We start from the raw sequence: 21,519 nt of genomic DNA, 5'->3' as shown, positions 1-21,519 counted from the left end.
CTCAGGGGAGGTCCACGTCGACGCCGTGTTGCTGGGCCGTCGCCTTCACGGTGTTGTACAGCAACATCGCACGCGTCATGGGGCCGACGCCGCCGGGGACCGGCGTGATCGCGCTCGCCTTCGCTTTGGCGCTCTCGAAGTCCACGTCGCCGACCAGCTCGTACCCCTTCTCGTTGTCGACGTCCACGCGGTTGACGCCCACGTCGATCACGGTCGTCCCCTCGGTGAGCATCTCGCCGTCGATCAGTTCCGGCACGCCCGCCGCGGCGATCACGATGTCCGCCTCGCGGGTCTTGGCCGCCATGTCGTCGGTCCGGGAGTGACACACCGTCACCGTGGCGTTGCCGCCCTCGTCTTTCTGGAGCAGGAGGTTCGCCATCGGCTTGCCGACGATCTCCGAGCGGCCGACGACGACGGCGTCTTTGCCCTCGGTATCGACGCCGGCAGCATCGAGGAGCTTCTGGATGCCGTGGGGCGTACACGGCTTGAAGCGTGCGTTCCCGGCCACGAGGCGACCGACGTTCTCCGGGTGGAAGCCGTCCACGTCCTTGGCGGGGTCGATGTTCCGCAGGACCGTTCGATCGTCCACGTGGTCCGGGACCGGCATCTGGACGAGAACGCCGTTGACGGCCTCGTCGTCGTTGAGTTCGTCGATCGTGTCGTACAGCTCCTGGGCGTCGGCGTCGGGCGAGATCTCGATGTCCAGGGCCTCGATGCCGACCTCCTCGCAGTCGTCTTGCTTCATCGAGACGTAGGTCTCGCTGGCGGGGTCGTCGCTCATCAGCACCGTCGCCAGCGCGGGCGTGACGCCCGCGTCCTCCAGCGTCGCGATCGCGTCGCCGAGGCCGTCCCGGATCTCCTGGGCGACCTCGTTGCCGTCGATAATTTCGGTCATCACCTGATGGGGGTGGCCCGCGAAACAAAAGCCCTCCCATGACAGTGTCGACACATTCGGTTCGTCGTCGCTGTCCCTCGGTCACCGCCGATCGGCTTCGGCAATCTACGGACGGGTTTCGAAACCCGGACCGGTAGCCGGTCTGCTCACGCGACCGGGATCTCGACGAGCGATAGCCCGCCGTCGATCGCATCGCGGAGCGCGTCACGGATCTCCGTCGCCGACTCCGGCCGGTACCCCTCGATCCCGAAGCTCTCGGCGAGCGTCTGGAACTCCGGGTTCGTCAGTTCCGTCCCGAACGACTCGCCGGTGTGTGCCTGCTGTTGCTGGGAGATGAGGCCGTAGTCGTCGTCGACGAACAGCAAGATCGTGTACTCACAGCCGAACCGCGTCGCGGTCTCGATCTCGGCGGCGTTCATCATGAATCCGCCGTCTCCACAGGCCGCGACGACGTTCGAGTCCACGGCGAGATCCGCTGCGAGGCCCCCGGGGACCGCGATACCCATCGAGGCGAAGCCGTTCGAGACGATGCAGGTGTTTGGCTCGTAGGTCGGGAAGTTCTGTGCGATGGCCATCTTGTGGCTCCCCACGTCCGAGACGAGTACGTCCTCGGACGCCATCTCGGAGCGCAACACCGGCAGCACGGAACGGACGGTGAAAGGAGGCTCGCCGACGGGCTCGTCGTCCACGTCGGCGACGATCTGCTCGCGGAGGTCGTCGTACCAGTCACGCTCGAACGACGGGTGTCCTGCCCGACACCAGTCGGTGAGGTGACCGAGTGTCTCTCCCACGTCGGCGACGATCTCCACGTCGGGACCGTAGGCCTCGTACACCTCTGCGGGTTCGCTGTCGACGTGGACGAGCGGCGTCGTCCCCGGATACCAGTCGCCGGGATCGTGCTCCGCGATGTCGTAGCCCAGCGTGAGCACGAGGTCCGCGGCTTCGATCGCTCGTGCCGGCTCCCCGTTCGACCCCGAATCGAGCGTCATCAGCGAGCGGTCGTCGTCGTCCGACACCGCCCCCTTGCCCATGTACGTCGAGACCACGGGGGCGTCCGTGGCGTCGACGAACTCGCGCAACTGCTCGCTGGCGTCCGTCCGTACGACGCCGTTCCCGACCAGGAGAATCGGCCGCTCGGACTCGGCGAGCAACGTCTCCGCCCGGTCGAGGCTGTCGGGGGCGGGTGCCCCGATCGGGATCCGCTCGCCCGCGGCCATCGGTTCCGTCTCCGTCTGTCCGCCAGCGACGTCCTCGGGCAACTCCATGTGGGTCGCGCCGGGCTTCTCGTGCTCTGCGACCTTGAAGGCCTTCCGTACCGACTCGTGGACGATCTCCGAACTGTCGAGTTGGGTGTTCCACTTCGTCACCGACGCGAACGTCTGGAGCACGTCGATCGCCTGATGGCTCTCCTGGTGGAGCCGCTCCAGGCCGCCCTGGCCGGTGATCGCGACGAGCGGACTCTTGTCGAGGTGGGCGTCCGCGACGCCTGTCAGGAGATTCGTCGCGCCCGGACCGAGCGTCGAGAGGCAGACGCCCGCGTCGCCGGTGAGTCGACCGTGTACGTCGGCCATGAACGCCGCGCCCTGCTCGTGGCGCACCGGGACGAACGTGACCGTCGACTCCCGGAGCGAGAAGAGCAGGTCCTCCAGTTCCTCGCCCGGGAGTCCGAACACGTGTTCGACGCCCTCCCGTTCGAGACTCGCGACCAGCAGATCAGAGACCTGCATCACGCCACCCACACCGTCTTTCGGTTGACGAACTCGTGGATACCGGCCGCCGCGAGTTCCCGGCCGTACCCCGAGTCCTTGATGCCGCCGAAGGGCACCCGCGGGTCGGACGTGACGAGCTCGTTGACGTACACACAGCCCGCGTCGATCCGTCGGGCAACCCGTTCGCCGCGTCCGCGGTCCTCGGTCCAGACACTCGCTCCCAGCCCGAAGTCGGTGTCGTTGGCCAGCTCGACGGCCGCCGTCTCGTCGGCGACCTCGTACACCGCTGCGACGGGGCCGAACGTCTCCTCGCTGTCGACCGGACTCCCCTCCGGTACGTCGGTCAGAATCGTCGGCGGGTAGTACGTCCCCTGGTCGGCCTCGTCGTCCAGTGGTTCGCCGCCAGTCACGACGGTCGCACCCGCCTCGACACTCGCCTCGACCTGTTCGTGGAGGTCGTCGAGGAGGCCCGAGCGCGCTTGCGGTCCGACATCCGTCTGTTCGTCCATCGGATCACCGACGACGAGGGACTCGATCTCCTCGGTAAAAGCGTCGAGGAACTCGTCGTACACGTCCGCGTGGATCACGAAGCGCTTGGCGGCGATACAGGACTGCCCGCCGTTCTGGTTGCGTGCCCAGGCACCGACCTCCGCCGCCGACTCCACGTCCGCGTCGTCGAGGACGACGAAGGGATCGCTCCCACCCAGTTCGAGGACGCTCTTCTTCAGGTTCTCGCCGGCCGTCGCCGCGACGGCCCGCCCGGCTGGCCCGCTGCCGGTCAGCGTCACAGCGCGAACGCGGTCGTCCGCGACGACGCCCTCGACTCGCTCGGACGGGAGCAACAGCGACTGGAAGACCCCCTCCGGATAGCCGGCCTCGCGGAACACCTCCTCGATGGCACGAGCACACCCCGGGACGTTCGAAGCGTGCTTGAGCAGGCCGACGTTACCGACCGTCAGAGACGGCGCGGCGAAGCGAAACACCTGCCAGAAGGGGAAGTTCCAGGGCATGACCGCCAGTACCGGCCCGAGTGGTTCGTACACGGTCTTGGCGGACGTTCCGGCCGGACTCGGGTGGTGTTCGGACTGGAGGTACGCGCTGGCGTGTTCGGCGTAGTGGTCACAGCCCCGCGCGCACTTCTCGACCTCGCTGACGGCCTGCTCGATGGGTTTGCCCATCTCTTCGGTGATCGTCTCCGCGTACTGGCGCGTGTTCGCTCGCAGCACGTCGGCCGCGGCTTCGAGGAGACGCTCGCGGCGCTGGATCGAGCGCTCGCGCCACTCGTCGAAGGCGTCTGCTGCCCGCTCCAGCGCCGCGTCCGTGTCCTGTTCTGTGTGCTGGTCGTAGCTGTCGACGACCTCGCCGGTCGCGGGGTTGCTCGCGTCCATGGTACTGGCGGTGTCTCTCGGAGACGGATAGTTAGCGGTCGAATACCCAGTCTTCGACCGCTGGCACCGTCGCCCACACGACGTGCCATACGGTGCGATCCGAACAAAGGAACACTTACCGGCTCCGTTCTGGCTCTTGAGAGCGTGTCCGTCGGGTCGTCAGCGTGGCCTCCGCGGTCCCGTCGCTCACGTCGAATCGATTTCGTCGCCGGCTTCCCCCTCGGAGTCTGACTGTGGCTCGGTCTCGCCGGACAGCTCGTCGACGTCGGCACCTGTCTCCTCAGCGATCGCGGGCTCCGGGGCGATCGGCTCGCCGTGGAGCAGTTCGGGGAGCACGATCCGGACCGTCTCCAGTAGCAGGACGAACACGATCGGCAGGAGGAAGAAACCGTACCAACCGAGGAGGATCGGGCCGAGGACGTACGCGAACAGGAGGAGCATCGAGTTCAGCTTTCGTCCCGAGATGTACGGCTGGACGAACGATTGCGGGAGGATATCCAGCACGAGGAAGTAGACGGCGAGCACGCCACCGACGAAGACGAAGCTGACGGTGTCCTGCTGTGCCGCCCTGACCGCGAGGTACGCGACGACCGGGAGGTAGACGATCTTGCCGACGACGATCGGGACGAGGCTGGTGACACCCGTCAGGACGCCGAGCGTGAACACCATCGGGACCTGCAATCCGGCGGGGGCAACGAGGTTCGTCGCCGCGTACGTCGCGGTCGCGACGACGGACATCACGAGGACGAACAGGAAGTTGCCGAAGAAGACCGACTCCATGTCGGTGTCGACGGCGAGTGCGTAGGCGTACACCGTCGTCTCTCGCCCGCCGCCGACCGTCGCGAGGGTCTCTGCGAGCGACTCGTCGTACACCAGCAGCGCGTACGAGAGTGTGATGGCGAGCGCGACGAGCACGACCGTCCCGAAGACCGCGTCGACCGCCTGCAACCCCTGCTGGATGGCCGACCCGGACAGGAGTGCGGTGAGTTGCTCCACCGAGGGCGGGTCGCCGAGTATCGATAGCGGATCGAGCTCACTCGAACCGCGCGCGCCCAGTCCGAGTCGCTCGGCGATCATCGAGGCGACGCTCTCGTCGAGGAGCCGGCGGCTCTGCTGGACCAGGCGCAGCGTCGCGTAGAGCACGAGTACCAGAATCGGAACCAGGACGGTCAGCACCGTCAGTGCAGCCGCCAGCTGTTCGGACTCGGTCACCGCCTCGAAGCGGTGACAGATCGGCCGCGTCGCGTAGTAGCCAAAGAGGCCGAGGACGAGTATGCCGACGAACGAGTGGGCGATAAACAGCGCAGCCCCTGCGAGGACGACCACGTAGAGCCACCAGAACAGTTCGCTGCGGCTGGGCGCGGTCATCGGTATCCCTCGATCATATCGGGACGAGTCGATCCCGTCGGTCGACCGGCGTGAGCAGGTACGCGAGGACGACGTGTCCGAGCACCATCACGGCGAAGAACCCGGAGTTGATCCACGCCGCGTTGTACCAGACGAGGTCGACGGTCCACGGTAGCTCGAAGAACGGCCAGAACGGCTCGATCGGCGTCGAGATGTCCGGTGCCGAGAGCACGTCCGCGAACACGTGGCTGAGCCCACCGGTCAGGAATGCGACGAACGAGAACCGGAACACGCGAGACGCGTCGAAACGTCTGTGGCCGATCCACTCGTCGATGCGGCGGCGAAACAGTCCGGTGACGATCGCGGCACCGACGAGGCTCGCGACCGTGACGAAGACGACCGTATGTGTCACTCCGTGGTGGTGTACCTCGGCGGGAAACAGCCGCACGAGCCACAGGTCGATGTCCGGAAGGAGCGCCGCGACTGCTGCCAGGGCGATAAAGGCGACACTGGCCCTGTCGGTCCAGCGGAACCACGCCGGAACTGCGAACAGGAGTCCGAACGCGAGGTGCCCCGTGATATCTACCATCGTCTCACCTCGTACCGGCGACCGACACATAGCGAAACGGCCTGCGCTCGCAAGCCGCTGGTCGTCGTCCCGGAGACCGGTGGATTCGCGACGCCGGTCACTGTGCTGGGTTCGCTCGAACCACAACGACGGCCTCGCCGCCGATGATCGTTTCACCCCCTCCGCGACGGTCGTTCGCAGGCGATACTGATCGTCAGTCACTGCTACGCTGGACACGCCGTCGCCGAAACTGGCCTCACCTGTGTCCCGTGTTGCACTGCTCGCGCACGCTTCGCTCCGCGCTCGCAAAAACGAGACCCTTCGCTACGCTCAGGCTCTCGCTCGCATTACAGAGGGCCGCTCCCTTCGGTCGCGCCCCTCGCCTTACTCGTAAACCAGCCCTTCGCTCTCCTCGCCGTAGAGGTCGAACTCGTCGGTGAGTTCGTCGACGCGCTCACTGACCTCGGCGATCACGTCCTCGTCGTCGGGTGCGTCGACGACCTCGTAGATGAGGTCCGCCACTTCCTCGCAGGCTTCTTCGTCGAAGCCACGCGTCGTGAGGCCAGGGGTGCCGGCGCGAATGCCCGAGGGGTTGAACGCCGAGCGCGTCTCGCCGGGGACGGTGTTAGCGTTGAGGACGATGCCGGCTTCTTCGAGGGCCTCCTCGACCTCTTTGCCGGTCGTGTCCGGATGGGACGGTCGGAGGTCGATCAGGACGAGGTGGTTGTCCGTGCCGTCGGAGACCAGATCGAGGCCGTGCTCTTGCAGACGGTCGCCCAGTGCCTTCGCGTTGTCGACGGTCGCCTGTGCGTACTCCTCGAACTCCGGTTCGAGCGCTTCGCCGAAGCCGACCGCTTTGCCGGCGACGTTGTGCATCAGGGGGCCGCCCTGCATGCCGGGGAACACCGCCGAATCGATGTCGTCGGCGTACGCTTCGTCGCACATGATGATGCCGCCACGCCCGGCGCGGATCGTCTTGTGCGTCGATCCGGTGACGAAGTCGGCGACGCCGACCGGCGAGGGGTGAACCCCGGCGGCGACGAGGCCGGTGATGTGTGCGATGTCCGCGAGGTGGTAGGCGTCGGCGGCGTCGGCAGCTTCCTGGATGCGCTCCCACTCGACGGTACGGGGGTACGCGGAGTAGCCCGAGACGATGATGTCGGGATCGTACTCCTCGGCCTGTGCCTTGAGTTCGTCGTAGTCGAGGCGACCGGTCTCGGCGTCGACCTCGTACTGCTCGACCTCGTAGACCTGGCCGGCGAAGTTCGCGGGGTGGCCGTGCGAGAGGTGGCCGCCGTGGGTCAGGTCCAGCGAGAGGATCTTGTCGCCGGGATCGAGCACCGCGAGGTAGACGCCCATGTTGGCCTGGGAACCGGAGTGTGGCTGGACGTTGACGTGGTCGGCACCGTACAGCTCCTGGGCCCGTTCGATCGCGAGTTCCTCGATCTCGTCGGCGGGTTCACAGCCGCCGTAGTAGCGTTCGCCAGGGTATCCCTCGGCGTACTTGTTCGTCAGCGCCGAGCCCTGCGCTTCGAGGACGGCCTCGCTGACGTGGTTCTCCGAGGCGATCATGGCGAGCGTGTCGTTCTGCCGGTCGACCTCGTCCGTCAGCGCGGCGGCGACGTCGGGATCGGCCGACTCCAGATGGTCGAAGTGCATACTCGAACCGTACGGTCCGGCCGTCAATAATCTACCTTTCCGGGGCGCACCTGTGGGCCGTTCACACACTGGTAGCGTATGCGACACTCTGGCACGCGACCAGCAACCATTATGTAGGCGAGGCACACATACCATGCTGTATGTCTACCTGGGGGGTGACATACGCCGGAGACCGGTCGGCCGAGTCGGACGCTTCGGGGGGATTCGAAGGGACCGATCCGGCCGGACTTCCAGCGTTGTGTGCCCAGCTGAATCGACTGAGCGAGGCGTCGTCGTCTGCGATTCCGAGAGATATCGACGAGTGCTTCGAGGGCGAGGCCGATCGGCTCTCGATCCCGTGTTCCGACGTGACGGTGACGGCACTCGATCTCGACGCCCAGTACCGCGTGACGACCCCGACGGAACTCCCCGACGGCGAGTACCTCCTCAGGTGCCGCAGTCGATCGGGGGCGTCGGCCCACGGGCCGACGAGCTACCTCCGGTTTCCGGGACCTGCGTCGGTCAAGCCGGCCGGCGACGAGTTCGTCGTCTCGTTCTGGGAGCCCACGACGGTGACCGTCGGCGGCTCGTCTGGCAACCGGGCCGGACCGGGTCGAATCACGATCGAACCGACGCCGTCCGGGCTCGCCACTGGACTGACCCACCTGGCGGCCGCCCACCACACGACCGCTCCCGTCAGGTCCCACCCGAGCTTCAGGGCACACCCGCCCTTGCTGGAGCTGGGATCGGAGACGAGCGTTCCGTCGGCCGTCGCCGCCGAGACGCCGGACACCGGAATCGAGTTCCTGGTCCCGCCCGAACTGGATCGACTGTTCGTCGCCGCGCCGCTCGCGTACTACCTCGGGGCGACCGTCGAGGTAACCGACTGCGACGCGCCCGTGTTACGGGCCGACGAACCCTCGATTCGGTACGAGTTCGACGATCTCCCCGGCTTCCAACATCAGTGTGCGCAGCTCCTTCGGCGGGCCTTCTTCCTCGACTGTCAGGCTCGTCGGGTCGCGCCCGATCGGGCGTCAAGCGACGGGCTCGAACAGCTCCCGATCGATCTGGACTCGCTGTGCCAGCTCGGCCCCGCGGCCCGTCTCGAACAGTGTCTCTCGCTGTCCGAGCGAAATCTGGACGCGCTGTTGCCCGACTGGCACCTGTCGACGTACGCCAAACCGACGCCGGGCCGGATCACGTGTCTCCCCTTCCTGCTGGACAGACTCAGCCTCGTCTATCTCCCGCGCGCGACCGAGCTCGACCGGGACGAACTGCTCGAACAGACCCTCTCGGACGCCTACACCGCACGCGGCGAGACCGCCACGTCGGGCGTGCTCAAACCGGAGCTACAGGCCGGGCAGCTCCACGCGTGGCTCGCGCCGGGAACGCCGATCCACGCGTTCAAGCCGGTTCCGAAAGCGTACCACAACCGCGGCAAGTACCGGCATCGCAGCAACGACCAGCTCCAGGTCGGCGTCGTCCTCAACGACGACGCGATGTGCGAGGAACACCAGATCGTCTCCGACATCTACGAGGAGCGTGCCGCCGATCTCCCGATCGACGTGACGATCCAGTCACGGCTCGACCGCGCCGAACTGGCGGCCACGTTCGAGGCGAAAAACGACTTCGTCCACTACATCGGGCACTGTGAGGACGGCGGCCTGCGGTGTACGGACGGCACGCTCGACGTAGCCGAGATCGAGGAGTCGAACACGCAGACGTTCTTCCTCAACGCCTGTGGCTCCTACGACCAGGGGCTCTCGCTGGTCGAGCGCGGCTCGATCGCGGGCGGTGTCACCTTCAAGAAAGTGCTCGACCAGCAGGCCGCGAAGGTCGGGACCGCGTTCGCGCGGCTGCTCGTCCACGGCTTCAGCATCGAGCGAGCGCTCCAGCTCGCCCGTCGGCGGATCATGATGGGGAAAGACTACGCCGTCGTCGGCGACGGGACGTACGCGCTCTTGCCGAGCCCCAAACAGCCCGCGGTCGTCAAGATCGCCGACGCGGGAGAGCGCTACACCGTCAGCTGCGAGATGTTGACGGCTCAGTCCAACGGGGACCGGTACGACCTCCCCTTCGACGGCAGAGAGATTCTCAACGGCGACACGCTGGAGAAGACCGTGACCGGGGCGGAGCTGCGCGAGGTCCTCGCCGCCAAGTCCCTGCCCGTGATCTACGACGGCGACTTCCACTGGTCGGAGGAACTGGTCGACGAACTCTGATCGCCCACGGGGAGGCTCCGCGCTCGGGCGTTCGTCGCTCGCCCGCCGACGTGCCCGCTCCGTCTGTCATTGTCCCCCAACCGGTACCGGCAACAATTATGTCTTGACGGCGCGGCAGTATTATCTCTGCAGACGAATTCAAGCGAAGTCGGCCAGTAAAATTAAATATGACAAAATCGTAGTAGTCTAACAGAAGCATGCGTTCGAACCTACTCGAAGACGACGTAAGAACTGTTCTGTCCGAAGCACTGGACAGTGAAGACAGTTCGCTCACAGTTGTTAATCCCTCTAGAGAAACGCTTTCGGAACTCGTCTCGGTGCTGGACGAACACGAGGATCCGCCCGCCGTCCGCCTGCTCGCGGAGAACCGCGCCCTGAAAGACGAGATGGGCGACTTCATCGTCGCGAGCACGGCCGCGGACCTGATCGAGGCCGACGTGCTGGAGCTGAAGATCCTCGACGACGTTCCGAACCACTCGCTGCTGATCGGCTCCGAGAGCGTCGTGTCGCTCATCGACGCCGGTGACGCGGTCGCCGGACTCACGTCCGACGAGGACGCGTTCCTCGACGACATCTCGTCGTTCTACGACGACGAGTGGGACCGTGCCGACAGCTACTCGCTGCGGACGCCAGCGATGTCCCGCGTCATGGACACGCTGGAGTCCGACATCGGTCCCGAGACGGCCGCAGACTTCGAGGGCGTGCTCGCCTCGCTCCAGACCGCACGCGGCGACGGCGACGGGCTCGACGAGGTGACGATCAGTCTGCTGGTCGCCGCCAAGAACGGCGAGTTGCTCTACGACATCAGCAAGTGGGGCGAGGACATCGGCCTGGCGAGCAAGGCGACGTTCTCCCGCACCAAGACGACCCTCGAAGACATGGGCCTGATCGACACGGAGAAGGTGCCCATCGACGTGGGCCGGCCGCGGCTCCGGCTGATGCTTGGCGACGAGCGACTCCAGTCGGTCGACAGTGACGAGCTCGCGAGCGTCGCGCAGGGCATTATCGCCTCCTAGGCTTTTTTACCCCGACTACTGTTACTCGTCGGCATGGGTACGGTAGTGGACGTTGTGGGGAGTGGACCGGCGACGGAGAGCCTCCTCGCGACACTCGAGGACCTCGACGTGGGTATCGACCACCGGGAAGCGCCTGCCGTCGACAGCGCCGACTTCGCGGTCGTCGTCGGCGAGACCGGAGCGGCGACGTTCGAGACCGCCAGCGAGCAGGCCCTCGACGGCGGGACGCCGTGGATCGCGGTCGAGATCGGCGGTATCGGCGGCCAGCCGACGGTCCCGGCGTCGATCGCCGGCTTCGATCCCGATCGGGAGTGCTACGACTGCCTCCGTGGTCGCGTCGAAGCCAACACGACGGCGGCCGCCGACGGCGTCGACGAACCCGGCCCGGCGACGCGCCGTGTCGCCGGTGCCGTCGCCGGAGCGGCCGTCGCCGACTACCTCGCAGACGAACCCGGAGCGGCCGGGTCGTCGGTGCTGGGGCACGTCGTCGAGCTACCTCGTCAGAAACGTCGCTTCTTCCCGCTGCCGGGCTGTTCGTGTGGCGGCGAGCGCGACACGACGATCGACCGCACTCACGCCACGGTCGACACCGAACAGGCGCTCGAACGCGCCGAACGAGCGCTGGACGACCGCGTGGGGATCGTCCAGCAGGTCGGCGAGGCGGAGTCGTTCCCGGCACCGTACTATCTCGCACAGCTCACCGACACGTCCGGGTTCAGCGATGTCACGGCCCCGCGACAGGCCGCCGGCGTCGCGGCCGACTGGGACGGGGCGTTCATGAAGGCGCTGGGCGAGTCCTACGAGCGCTACGCTGCCGGCGTGTACACGGCCGCGGAGACGACGACCGCCACGGCGGCGTCGCTGGACGACGCGGTCGCGCCCGAGGCTTTCGTCGCGCCCGAGGACACCGACGCGGACGCGACGACCGAACTCGACTGGATCAGTGCCCAGAACCTCGCGACCGACGAGTCGGCGCTGGTGCCCGCAGAACTCGTCTTTCACCCGCCTACCGAGTCCCGCGTCCGTCCGCCCCTGACGACCGGGCTGGGTCTGGGATCGTCGGGCTGTGAGGCACTGTTGGCCGGGCTCTACGAGGTGATCGAACGGGACGCGGCGATGCTGTCGTGGTACTCGACGTTCGAGCCGCTGGGGCTGACCGTCGACGACGACGTGTTCGGGACGCTGTACGAGCGCGCCGCCTCGGAGGGACTGACGGTGACGCCGCTGTTGCTGACACAGGACGTGGACGTGCCGGTCGTCGCCGTCGCCGTCCACCGGGACGAGTGGCCCAGCTTCGCCATCGGATCGGCGGCGGATCTCGACCCCGAGCAGGCCGCTCTCGGCGCGCTCGAAGAGGCGCTCCAGAACTGGATGGAGCTTCGGAGCATGGGCCCCGAACAGGCCGCGGAGGCGAGTGGCGCGATCGGTGAGTACGCCGACAAGCCAGAGCGAGCCGTCGACCTGCTGGCGTACGACCAGACCATCCCGGCCGAGGCGGTCGGGCCAGACGCCGTCGACGACGGCGAGGCCGAACTGGACGCCCTCGTCGCAGCGCTCTCGGAGGTCGGGCTGACGCCGTACGCGACGCGGACGACGACGCGGGATCTGGACGAACTCGGCTTCGAGGGCGTCCGCGTGCTGGTGCCAGAGGCCCAGCCGCTGTTCCTCGGCGACGCCTTCTTCGGCGAGCGCGCGGCGACGGTCCCGACCGAACTCGGCTTCGAGCCGCGACTCGATCGCCCACACCACCCGTTCCCCTAGACACGCACCGACGGGTGTCGATCGCGTGGCCCGGTCGTCGTCGGTCTGTCGAATCTCCGTTTGACCGTCCCGTACTTTATTGACCCCCTCGTCCGGATGTCAGAATATGCCCTCCCGCAGATTCGCCGCCGTCGTCGGCCTCGTCCTCCTCGCGTCGACCACACTCGCAGTCGCTCCCGCGGTCGGTGCGCCGCCGCCTCGTCCGCTCTGTGACGCCTGTGGCGAGACGTTCGCCGAGACCGCGGGCGCACACGGTGTCGAGGCGACCGTCGTCGAGAGTACCGCGACCGTGCGGGTCGCCGAGAACGGGACGGCGACCTGGACCGTGCGAAACACGCTCCGAGAGCCCGCGGCCGAGCGGCTCCGGGCCAACGAGAGCCTGCGGACGGCGATCGCCGATCGGGCGATGTGGGACGTGACGCTTCTGGGCTCGAACGTCTCGTCGGACGGCGTTCTGACGCTTCGCTACCGTGACCCGGAGTTCTCCGAGCCCGCTGTCGGCGGGACGCTCCGCTCGGGTGCGTTCACCGAACGCTACGGCTACCGCTCTCTGGACGGGCTCGGTGCCGACCGTCTCACCGTCGTCGCGCCCGACGGGATGACGGTCGAACGGACCGTCCCAGGCGCGACCGTCTCGCCCGACCGCACGCGCATGACCCTGACCGACCTCGACCGCTACGGAATCGTCACGTTCTCCCAGCAGGGTGACGCTCTCGGGGCCGTGTGGAGCTCGCTCGCGATCCTGACGATGCTCGGCCCGGTGGTCGCGTTGAACGTCGCGGTCCTCGTCGGACTCCCGACGGCGCTTTTCGGCTGTCTCGTGGCCGCACTCTGTGGTGCCGTCTCGTGGCTCGATTTCGACTTCGGAGCGTCGACCGAGCAGGTGGCCACGGCTCTCGGTGGACTCGGCGTCGTCGGCGTGCTGGCGACGGTAGCCACAGCGCCGGTCTCGTTGCTCGGGACGGCGGACGTTCCGATCGTCGGCGCTGGGGTCGGCCTCGCCGCCGTCGGTGCCGCGCTGTCGGTCCCCGCCGTCCGCGATCGGCTGTCCTATCGGACCGTCCTCGCTCTCGCGGGCGCGGGACTCGTGACTGCCGTCGGTACGGCCGTCGTCGTGCTGCCGGTGTTCCAGCAGTCCGGTCTCCTTCGGGCCCAGCGCGTCTTCCTGGGTCTGTTCGCCGCGCTGTTCGCGTTCCTGCCGGCGGGGTACGCGCTGGGCCGTCGACGCCGTCGGCTCGCCGTCGCGACGGCCTGTGTAGCCTTCGGTCTCGTGCTCTTCCAGCAGGGCATCCCGCTCGGACCGCTGGGGCTCGGCATGCTGGTCGCGGTGTTGAACGGGATCTACGGGATCGCCGTGGTCGTCTGCGGGATTCCGCTGTTGCTCGCGGGTCGGGCGATCGGCCGGGCCGACGGCCGGGCCTAGATCCCGAAGGTGACGCGCAGCATGTCCCGCGTTCCCGGACCCAGACCGACGGCCGTCACGGCGACCAGCAAGAGGAGCGCGTAGCGCTGGCTCTCTTCGACGAACTCCTCGGTAAAGAGCCACAGCACGAGCGACGCGACGAGCATCTTGACGACGAGGAAGGGCCACGACGTGCCGATCGTCGCCGACAGCGACGCCGGCTGGACCGCCTCGGTCACGTCGACGATGATCCGGTTTGCCGGGTGCTTGGCGAAGTACTCACCGGGAATCCCGAGCGCGTCGAGCCAGTCGCCCGTGATCACGTTCGCGATCCCGTCGATCGCGTGGCCCCAGAGCACGAAGAAGCCGATGTACGCCGTCGCGTCGGTCAGCTCCGGCCAGGCGACTTCGATCGCCTTCCAGTTGACGTACGCGAGCGCGATCGCACCGACGACGACGATGGTCACCATCTGGGGGTACAGCGTGACGTACTCTCTGGTGACCGACAGCCAGAGGAGATAGAGGAGGTTCGCCGCGAGCAGGCCCCAGCCGACGACGCCCAGAGCGCGGTTGCCGTGGTCGATCCGTCCATCCCGTTCCAGTCGGCGCACGGCGACGAGCGATCCGAGCGTCAGCACGAACAGCGTGAAGTAGATGACCGGACTGACCAGCAGGGAGTTCAGCGGGTACGAGATCGCCGGGTCGACGCCGGCCCTGACGGCGGCGTCGGTCGCGTCCTCGACCACCCGGAGCGAGCCCCCCAGCAGCATGAACGGAACCAGCGGGTAGTACAGGTCGATGTCGGTGACGAGCTCGTAGCGCTGCAAGAAGAGGTAGACGCCGACCAGCATGTACACCAGCACGAGCATGTAGCCGACCTCCGAGACGATCGTGTACCCCGGCTCGGCGTAGACCGCCCTCCCGGTGGCCTGGGCCTGCGCACAGGCGTCGGCGCTGAACACTAACTCCACGGTACTGCCCTCCCGCAACGCACAGCGGGCCGCCTGCGCGTCGGCCGCGACTGGCCCCCAGAAGTACTGCCAGACGAATCGGTCCCAGACCGTCTGCGTGGCCACCAGCGCGGCCCCGGAGAAGAGTCCGACCAGCCCAACCAACGAGGCGACCCAGAGCCGGAGCGGGTCGCGGCCGTCGAGTCTCGATTCCAGTCGAGCCACTGCGTCCATGCATGTCTCGCCGTGAGGTGGGCGTTTTAGCGTTCCGGTCCTGTGTCTGCTTCTCACCCACGCGTCGCGTTCCAGCGACGGTCTCATACTGCCGGCTGTCACTTCGTGAGGATCTTCGCCACCCCGGGGTGGCGAAATCGATCACAGATTTCCAGCCGGTCGTATCAGTCGGCGCTTTTCCCGCGGACCTGTGCGACGGCGTCGAGCACGGCTCCGTGATCGGTACCGTTCGACGCCACCAGCCCCTCGCTGTCTGGGGTCCAGCGGTCGCCGTCGACGTCCGTGACGGTCCCGCCGGCCGCACGGACCATGTGGACACCGGCCACGGTGTCCCAGGCGTTCGCAGACTGCGTACAGACCGCAGCGTCGAACCCGCCGTCGGCCAGCAGCGACAGGGTCGCCTGGAACGAGCCCAGCCGTCGCACGTCGCCCAGTTCCTCGTCGGCGATTCGACACAGGTCGCCGAACGCGGTCGCGTCCTCCCAGCGGTTGACGACGGCGACCAGGAACGCGTCGGTGTCGGTCTCCTCGCTGACCCGCATCGACTTGCCGTCCCGCGTCACGCTCTCGGGCCCCGCCGCGTAGAGGTCGCCCATCGCCGGGAGGTAGTTCGCCGAGCCGACCGGTTCGCCGTCGACAAGCGCCGTGACGCTGGTCGCCCACGTCCGATTCCCGCGGACGAAGTTCGTCGTGCCGTCGATCGGGTCGACGATCCAGGCCGGGCCGGACTCGGGCACGCTCTCGACCAGCGTCGCTTCGGCCGCGTCGCTCTCGGGTCCGGCGAGCTGGGGGCTGTCCTCCTCACAGACGAACTGGTCGCCGGAGAACTCCTCTCGGATCGTCGCGACGACCTGCTGTTGGGCCTCTCTGTCGGCTATCGTCACCAGATCGGTCTTGTCGGCCTTGGTCTCGACTTCGAAGGACCCGCGGAACCGCTCGCGAGCGACGACGCCGCCGGCACGCGCTGCGCGCTCGGCGATCGCCGCTCGGTGGTGGGCGTCTGTCATGTCGTGGGATCGGTCGTCCCGACAAATAGCGTCACCGCTTCCGACCGCCCCGTCGACGCTACTCCTCTGGGGCTTCGTCGGCGGCTGCGAGGATCGACTCCGCGATGTCACGGGCCTCTTCGGGCGTGTACAGGACCTGATTCCCGAGGGACTGTTCGATGCGGACGTACCCGTCGTCTGTCTCGATGGAGAAGAACGCCGTGTTCTCCAGCGGTGTCACGTCCAGACCGGTTGGCTCGCGCTGATCCGTGGCCATGTGACAGTATACCACTCCGGCGGGCTTAAACCTACGCCATGGTGAAACGAACGCTTGACACAGTGGGTTTCTTCGCCGCCGTTGCCTGTGGCGATATCCCCGTCTCGCGCGTCTTCCAAGCAGTCGTTCACTTCGTTCACGACGACGCTGGGAGCGGCTCTTGCGTCCGCCGCCGTTTCCAGGCGTGGCTACTCGAAGCGTCTCGGTAGAAGTTTGCGAGGGAAGATCGCTCCGTTCGCGGGTCGCGCGTTGCGCTCCCCGCTCACAACGAGGGCGTCCGTGGGGACGCCCTCGCAGATCTTCCTGCACCGGTCGGTCGTTGCCGGCTCGACGCGCTCCCATCGGGACACCGATGGGAGACGCGCGAACGTGACAACGACCGCTCGCTGTTTGCGAGGGGCCGCGTGGGCCCGTGTCCGACCGTTCTCACGTGTCGGGCGACCGTCGTCGCCCGACGGCGATATCGGTCGACCAGTGCGAGGGAAGGGATTTGAACCACGGGAAGACCGTCGGCCTCACTGCGTTCGGCCGCTGGGACTTCCCTGATTCAAACCCTTCCGGGTGCATTCCGCGCCGACACGTGTCGTGTCGCCGCGTCATGCGAGGGAAGGGATTTGAACCCTTGGACCCCTACGGGAGCGGATCTTGAGTCCGCCGCCGTTTCCAGGCTTGGCTACCCTCGCACGCTTGCGTTCGGGTTCAGTGTGGGGAAGTATATATGCAGTACGGAACGATGCTGTCGCGTCCAAACTGTTTTGTCCGGTCGACTGGAGACGCCGGATATGCCCTCCGAGATCGAGTACTGTCCGTTCTGCGGGGTGCGGCTGGCGAACGAGGAGTCACTCGACGACCACTGTGGGGACGCCGAGGAGTGTGCGAACGCCCGCGACCGCTGGCAGTCGAGCGGGTCGCTCCTCGCGAGCCAGCGACAGCGTGCCCTGGGCTGGGTCGTCGCAGGCGCGATCGTGCTCTACGCAGTCGTTCAGGCATCGATCCTGCTCGGGATCGTCGCGAGCGTCGTCGTCCTCGTCGTCGCCCACGTCGACTGGACGGCGCTCGCGTAGCGTCCGCCGTCGAGCGGAGGGATTACCTCCCTGCCACTCCAGGACTCGGTATGGACGATCACACCCGTGATCACGATGTCGCCCCGCCGATTTCCGGGAACCCGACGGGCTGGGACCAGGATCGTCGCGCGTCGAACGGGTGGGAACACGGCACTCTCCGCGGGGCCGTGGTCCACGGCGTTCGGCTCTACAACGCCGGGGAGTTTCACGAGGCCCACGACTGTTTCGAAGCGGAGTGGTACAACTACGGACAGGGGACCACGGAGAGCGCGTTCCTCCACGGAATGGTGCAGGTCGCCGCAGGTGCGTACAAGCACTTCGACTTCGAGAACGACGACGGGATGCGGAGCCTCTTTCGGACCGCCTTGCAGTATCTCCAGGGGACGCCCCCGGACTACTACGGCGTCGACGTCCTCGACGTGCGGACGGTGTTGACCGACGCCCTGGACGATCCGACGGCCCTGCACGGCTGGCAGATCGGGCTGGACGACGAGTGTCCGACCGCGCGCGAGCGGGACTTCGAGTACGCCGCGTCCCTGGAGTAGGGGCCGGCGAGCGTGTAATATTTCTCCGTGGAGCCGCTGCATGCTGCTGTGTACGTCGAACAACTGGGCGACGGCGATCCCGAGGTCGCCGTCGTGGGTGGGATCCACGGTGACGAACCCTGCGGTGTCCACGCGGTCGAGACACTCCTCGAAGCGTCGCCGACCGTCGAGCGACCGGTCGCGTTCGTGATCGCCAACGAGGCGGCGATCGAGCGCGGCCAGCGCTACGTCGACACCGACCTGAACCGATCGTTCCCCGGCTCGCCGGACGGCTCCCGCGAGGAGCGACTGGCGGCCAGGCTGGTCGAGGAGATCGGGGACTGTACGACGCTGGCGCTGCACTCGACGCGGTCCTACGGCGGGATGTTCGCGCTCGTAGATACGATCGACGACCTCGCCCGGAGCGTCTGCCCGCGCCTCCCGATCGACGCCGTGATCGAGACGGACGGCTCGAACGAGGGGCGGATCTTCGACGGGATTCCGGCGACGATCGAGGTCGAGTGTGGCTATCAGGGCTCCGAGCAGGCGGCCGACAACGCCGTCGTGCTGACGCGGGCCTTCCTCCAGGCGGTCGGTGTGCTGCCAGCGGCGTCACGCACCGAACCCAGAGACGTACCGGTGTACGAACTCGGCGACCCGATCCCGAAGGCGATGGGCGAGGTCTACGAGGTGTACGCGGACAACTTCGAGGAGGTCGGTGCCGGCGAGGCGTTCGCCGCCACCGACGGCGACCCCCTCGTCGCCGACGAGCCGTTCCACCCGGTGTTGCTCTCGCCGGACGGCTACGAGGACGTGTTCGGCTACACGGCAGAGCGGACCGGCAGTCTCCGGAGTGACGACTGATACGACCGGCTGGAAATCTGTGATCGATTTCGCCACCCCGGGGTGGCGAAGATCGTCACGAAGTGACAGCCGGCAGTGTGAGACGGCGTCGTGTCGCCGTTTGCCCGGTCGACAGAACGACGGCAGATCCGCGTCGACGGGCGTGACTGTCAGCGGCCGCTGCGCTCTTCGGGCGGTGCCAGCTCGACGAGCGTGAGGTCGCGATCCAGTCCGCAGTAGTCGTGGGGGGGATCGCCGACGATTTCGTCGATGCGGTACTCTTCGTCGAAGGACGCTCCCGCCGGCTCGCAGTACTCGTGGCTCGGACAGCCGGTGTAGGGACACGGCCCCTCCAGCGTGGCGCTACTCCCGGCGTAGGCTCCTTTCGCGCTGACGTTGGCTTTGATCGGTGCGGGTTCGACCTCGACGGCCTTGACGCCGCTGTCGTGGACGGCACAGTCGAGGACCTGTCCCGACTCGCGAACGTCCGTGATCCGGTAGCGCACGCCTTCGGTGAGGTTGAGGCACTGGTCGCGATAGGGACAGCCGTCACAGCCGCTTGCCTCGCCGCGATAGACGAACTCCTCGCCGGCCGTCGCGAGGCGGGAGCCGATCAGCGTCACGGTAGTCATGGTCGTTCGTTCTCGGGGCAGACCACTATAGGTGTCGACTGGGTCGCGGGCCACATATTTACGTACCGAACGGCCCTACGTCGGGTAGTGACCTATCTGCGGCGATACCTCGACGGCGAGCCGACCGTCCTCGTCGTCGGGTTCGACGACCCGCCACAGGTGGCCCAAGTGGTCCCGGAATACGAACTGGCGTTCGTGGCCGACCGCGAGGCGGCGCTCGCGGCGCTCGACGAGGGCGTCGTCTGCCTGCTCGCGCGCGACTCGCTCCCCGACGGGACCGGCGACGATCTCGCGACCGACGTGTTCGAGGTCACCGACGACGTTTCCGTCCTGATCGCCCCCACGGCCGGCGGGGCCGACCGCGCCGGTGCGGTCGGTCTCACTGGTGCCCGCTACGTCCCGCCGTCGGCTTCTCGGGGCCAGTTCGCGACGGCACTGGCCAGTGGTGCCGAGTCGGGCGAGCGCAGGCGAAGCGAGTCGCTGCTGGCGGACGCGTTCGAGCAACTGCTCTCGACACGGAGTGAGACGATCTACGTCAAGGACGCGGACGGACGTTACCTCGCCGTCTCGAACGCCGACGAGCGCGATCGCTCGCTGTTGGGCAACACCGACGCACAGCTGGCACGCGAAGGCGACGCCGACGCGCCACTGCTCGAACGCCGTCATCGGAACGCGCTCACGGTCGCCGAGAGCGGCGAACCGATCCTCGGAGCCGTCGAGCGGTTCGGTCAGGGCGAGGGAGCCGCCTGGCTCGAACGGACGATCTACCCCTGGCGGGTGGACGGTTCGATCGTCGGTGTCGTCGGCATCGAACGGTCCGTCACGGAGCGCCACGAGACCCGAGCCGCGCTGCAGACCCGGATCGACCGGCTGGAACGGTTCACCAGCTACGTCAGTCAGGAACTGCGGTCGCCGCTACAGGTCGTCGACGCCTATCTCGACCTCGCCTGGGCCGGCGACGAGGTGGCCTTCGACCGTCTGGCGGAGGCAACAGACCGGATGGCCGAACTCGTCGACGCCCTCGAACGACTCGTCGACGGTCAGCAGGTCGACATCGAGCGCACGCAGACGGCCCGGATCGCGGCGATCGCTCGGGACGTGTGGACGGTCGTGGGCGATCGTCGAGGCTCGCTGTCGGTGGCGCTCTCGGACGACGCTGTCGTCAATGCACCCGAATCGACGATCAGGCCGCTCCTCGAAGCGTTCTTCGAGACGGCCGTCGCCGCGAACGACCGCTCCGACGGCGGCCGGGAGAGCCGATCCGTCGAGGTGTCTCTCGGTGCGCTCGACGACGGTTTCTACGTCGAGCACACCCACGCCGACGCCGCTGGCGACGACCCCGAGCCGGTGTCGCCGAGCGTCCGGTCGACGGTCGAAGCACAGGGGTGGACGCTCGGCGTCTCCCGCACAGACGGCGTCGCGCGCTACGAGGTTCGCAACTGTATGCTGGTCACCCAGCGCCCCCAGGTCCCCGAACTGCGGGGGGACCGCACGCTCGACGGCTCGGCCACCGTCGGGAGCGACCAGTTCGAGGGCCGTGTCGCCGTCGACAGCGACCGCTGGACCCTCTCCAGCGGGCGCAGTTCCCACGAGGGGCAGCGAAGCGAGTTCGCGTACGCGGCCGTCGACGGTCCGGTCGAGATGACGGCTCGGCTCCGTCGGCTGGACGAGGGCGGTCCGGACGGCACCGCCGGCCTCACGATCCGGTCGTCGCTGTCGACGGACGCTGTCTCTGGTTCCGTCGGGCGGACGGCCGGAGGCGGAACCGAGGTCCGCTGGCAGACGGCGGCGACCACGGCCGAAACGAGCCAGCGATTGGACGCGGTCGTCGGGCAGCACGACTGGTTTCGCCTCACCTTCGACGGCGACCGGGTCACGGTCTCGGTGTCGGTCGACGGCCGGTCCTGGCAGCCGGTCGACCAGCGCACGCTCGAACTGTCCGGGCGAGCCTACGTCGGACTGATCGTCTCGGACACTGCATCCCAGCGTCGCTGTACTGCGGTGTTCGACGACGTCTCGGTGCGAGTAACCGACGACGGGCGCTGATTCTTTCGGTCCGTACG

At 67.5% G+C, this 21,519-nt stretch carries 18 protein-coding genes and 1 tRNA gene; 8 read left to right on the top strand and 11 right to left on the bottom strand.

Features of this window, described 5'->3' with window-relative positions; genetic code table 11:
• Window position 1 precedes the first annotated feature (1 nt).
• From ACAH01_RS09720 to glyA, 6 genes are all read right to left on the bottom strand, one after another.
• Window positions 2–895, bottom strand: a complete 894-nt coding sequence (locus ACAH01_RS09720; RefSeq protein ID WP_372479037.1) for a bifunctional methylenetetrahydrofolate dehydrogenase/methenyltetrahydrofolate cyclohydrolase — start codon at window positions 893–895, stop codon at window positions 2–4.
• A gap of 146 nt (window positions 896–1,041) precedes the next feature.
• Window positions 1,042–2,622 (bottom strand): acetolactate synthase large subunit, encoded by a 1,581-nt coding sequence (locus ACAH01_RS09715; RefSeq protein ID WP_372479036.1) that lies wholly within the window; start codon window positions 2,620–2,622, stop codon window positions 1,042–1,044.
• Entirely contained in the window at window positions 2,622–3,992 is a 1,371-nt protein-coding gene (locus tag ACAH01_RS09710; protein ID WP_372479035.1) for an NAD-dependent succinate-semialdehyde dehydrogenase, read from the bottom strand. The genes ACAH01_RS09715 and ACAH01_RS09710 overlap by 1 nt, the downstream gene beginning before the upstream one ends.
• A gap of 186 nt (window positions 3,993–4,178) precedes the next feature.
• Window positions 4,179–5,360: an AI-2E family transporter gene (locus tag ACAH01_RS09705; RefSeq protein WP_372479034.1), complete on the bottom strand. Its 1,182-nt coding sequence runs from the start codon at window positions 5,358–5,360 to the stop codon at window positions 4,179–4,181.
• Window positions 5,361–5,373: 13 nt separating this feature from the next.
• Window positions 5,374–5,928 (bottom strand): metal-dependent hydrolase, encoded by a 555-nt coding sequence (locus ACAH01_RS09700; protein ID WP_372479033.1) that lies wholly within the window; start codon window positions 5,926–5,928, stop codon window positions 5,374–5,376.
• 363 nt (window positions 5,929–6,291) lie between these two features.
• Window positions 6,292–7,566 carry a serine hydroxymethyltransferase gene (gene glyA, locus ACAH01_RS09695; RefSeq protein WP_372479032.1) on the bottom strand — a complete coding sequence of 425 codons (1,275 nt, stop codon included), beginning with the start codon at window positions 7,564–7,566 and terminating at the stop codon, window positions 6,292–6,294.
• Between the two features lie 140 nt (window positions 7,567–7,706).
• On the opposite strand from glyA, the gene ACAH01_RS09690 reads away from it, so the two are divergent.
• The 4 genes from ACAH01_RS09690 to ACAH01_RS09675 all read left to right on the top strand — a co-directional run bounded on the left by ACAH01_RS09690 (window position 7,707) and on the right by ACAH01_RS09675 (window position 13,967).
• Window positions 7,707–9,767 carry a hypothetical protein gene (locus tag ACAH01_RS09690; RefSeq protein ID WP_170094203.1) on the top strand — a complete coding sequence of 687 codons (2,061 nt, stop codon included), beginning with the start codon at window positions 7,707–7,709 and terminating at the stop codon, window positions 9,765–9,767.
• A 197-nt stretch (window positions 9,768–9,964) separates the two neighbouring features.
• Window positions 9,965–10,783, top strand: a complete 819-nt coding sequence (gene tbsP, locus ACAH01_RS09685; RefSeq protein WP_153553382.1) for a transcriptional regulator TbsP — start codon at window positions 9,965–9,967, stop codon at window positions 10,781–10,783.
• 33 nt (window positions 10,784–10,816) lie between these two features.
• Window positions 10,817–12,544, top strand: coding sequence for a YcaO-like family protein (locus tag ACAH01_RS09680; protein ID WP_372479031.1), 1,728 nt, complete (start codon window positions 10,817–10,819; stop codon window positions 12,542–12,544).
• Window positions 12,545–12,650: 106 nt separating this feature from the next.
• On the top strand, window positions 12,651–13,967 hold the full coding sequence (locus ACAH01_RS09675; RefSeq protein ID WP_372479030.1) for a hypothetical protein: 1,317 nt from the start codon (window positions 12,651–12,653) through the stop codon (window positions 13,965–13,967).
• On the opposite strand, the gene ACAH01_RS09670 is transcribed toward ACAH01_RS09675, so the two are convergent.
• From ACAH01_RS09670 to ACAH01_RS09655, 4 genes are all read right to left on the bottom strand, one after another.
• Entirely contained in the window at window positions 13,964–15,130 is a 1,167-nt protein-coding gene (locus tag ACAH01_RS09670; protein ID WP_372479029.1) for a DUF63 family protein, read from the bottom strand. The genes ACAH01_RS09675 and ACAH01_RS09670 overlap by 4 nt on opposite strands.
• Window positions 15,131–15,294: 164 nt before the next feature.
• On the bottom strand, window positions 15,295–16,137 hold the full coding sequence (locus ACAH01_RS09665; RefSeq protein ID WP_170094207.1) for an inositol monophosphatase: 843 nt from the start codon (window positions 16,135–16,137) through the stop codon (window positions 15,295–15,297).
• 58 nt (window positions 16,138–16,195) lie between these two features.
• Complete coding sequence (locus ACAH01_RS09660) at window positions 16,196–16,393, bottom strand: hypothetical protein (RefSeq protein ID WP_372479028.1); 198 nt, start codon at window positions 16,391–16,393, stop codon at window positions 16,196–16,198.
• 599 nt (window positions 16,394–16,992) lie between these two features.
• Window positions 16,993–17,076, bottom strand: a tRNA-Leu gene (locus tag ACAH01_RS09655).
• Between the two features lie 99 nt (window positions 17,077–17,175).
• On the opposite strand from ACAH01_RS09655, the gene ACAH01_RS09650 reads away from it, so the two are divergent.
• The 3 genes from ACAH01_RS09650 to ACAH01_RS09640 are packed head-to-tail and all read left to right on the top strand — an operon-like array spanning window position 17,176 to window position 18,845.
• Window positions 17,176–17,457 carry a DUF4187 domain-containing protein gene (locus ACAH01_RS09650; RefSeq protein WP_170094208.1) on the top strand — a complete coding sequence of 94 codons (282 nt, stop codon included), beginning with the start codon at window positions 17,176–17,178 and terminating at the stop codon, window positions 17,455–17,457.
• Between the two features lie 50 nt (window positions 17,458–17,507).
• Entirely contained in the window at window positions 17,508–18,002 is a 495-nt protein-coding gene (locus ACAH01_RS09645) for a DUF309 domain-containing protein (protein WP_170094209.1), read from the top strand.
• A gap of 48 nt (window positions 18,003–18,050) precedes the next feature.
• Window positions 18,051–18,845 (top strand): succinylglutamate desuccinylase/aspartoacylase family protein, encoded by a 795-nt coding sequence (locus ACAH01_RS09640; protein WP_208627950.1) that lies wholly within the window; start codon window positions 18,051–18,053, stop codon window positions 18,843–18,845.
• Window positions 18,846–18,994: 149 nt separating this feature from the next.
• Here ACAH01_RS09640 and ACAH01_RS09635 read toward each other — a convergent pair whose 3' ends face one another.
• Window positions 18,995–19,456: a UPF0179 family protein gene (locus tag ACAH01_RS09635; protein ID WP_153553373.1), complete on the bottom strand. Its 462-nt coding sequence runs from the start codon at window positions 19,454–19,456 to the stop codon at window positions 18,995–18,997.
• Window positions 19,457–19,543: 87 nt separating this feature from the next.
• On the opposite strand from ACAH01_RS09635, the gene ACAH01_RS09630 reads away from it, so the two are divergent.
• The gene (locus ACAH01_RS09630; RefSeq protein ID WP_372479027.1) at window positions 19,544–21,502 is read left to right on the top strand and encodes a PAS domain-containing protein; all 1,959 of its coding nucleotides are present in this window, start codon (window positions 19,544–19,546) and stop codon (window positions 21,500–21,502) included.
• The last annotated feature ends 17 nt before the right edge of the window (window positions 21,503–21,519 follow it).

This window comes from Halomicrobium sp. HM KBTZ05, from assembly GCF_041530035.1.
Classification (GTDB): domain Archaea; phylum Halobacteriota; class Halobacteria; order Halobacteriales; family Haloarculaceae; genus Halomicrobium.
Note: the sequence above shows the minus strand (reverse complement) of the source record. Positions and strands in the feature narration are given on the sequence as shown.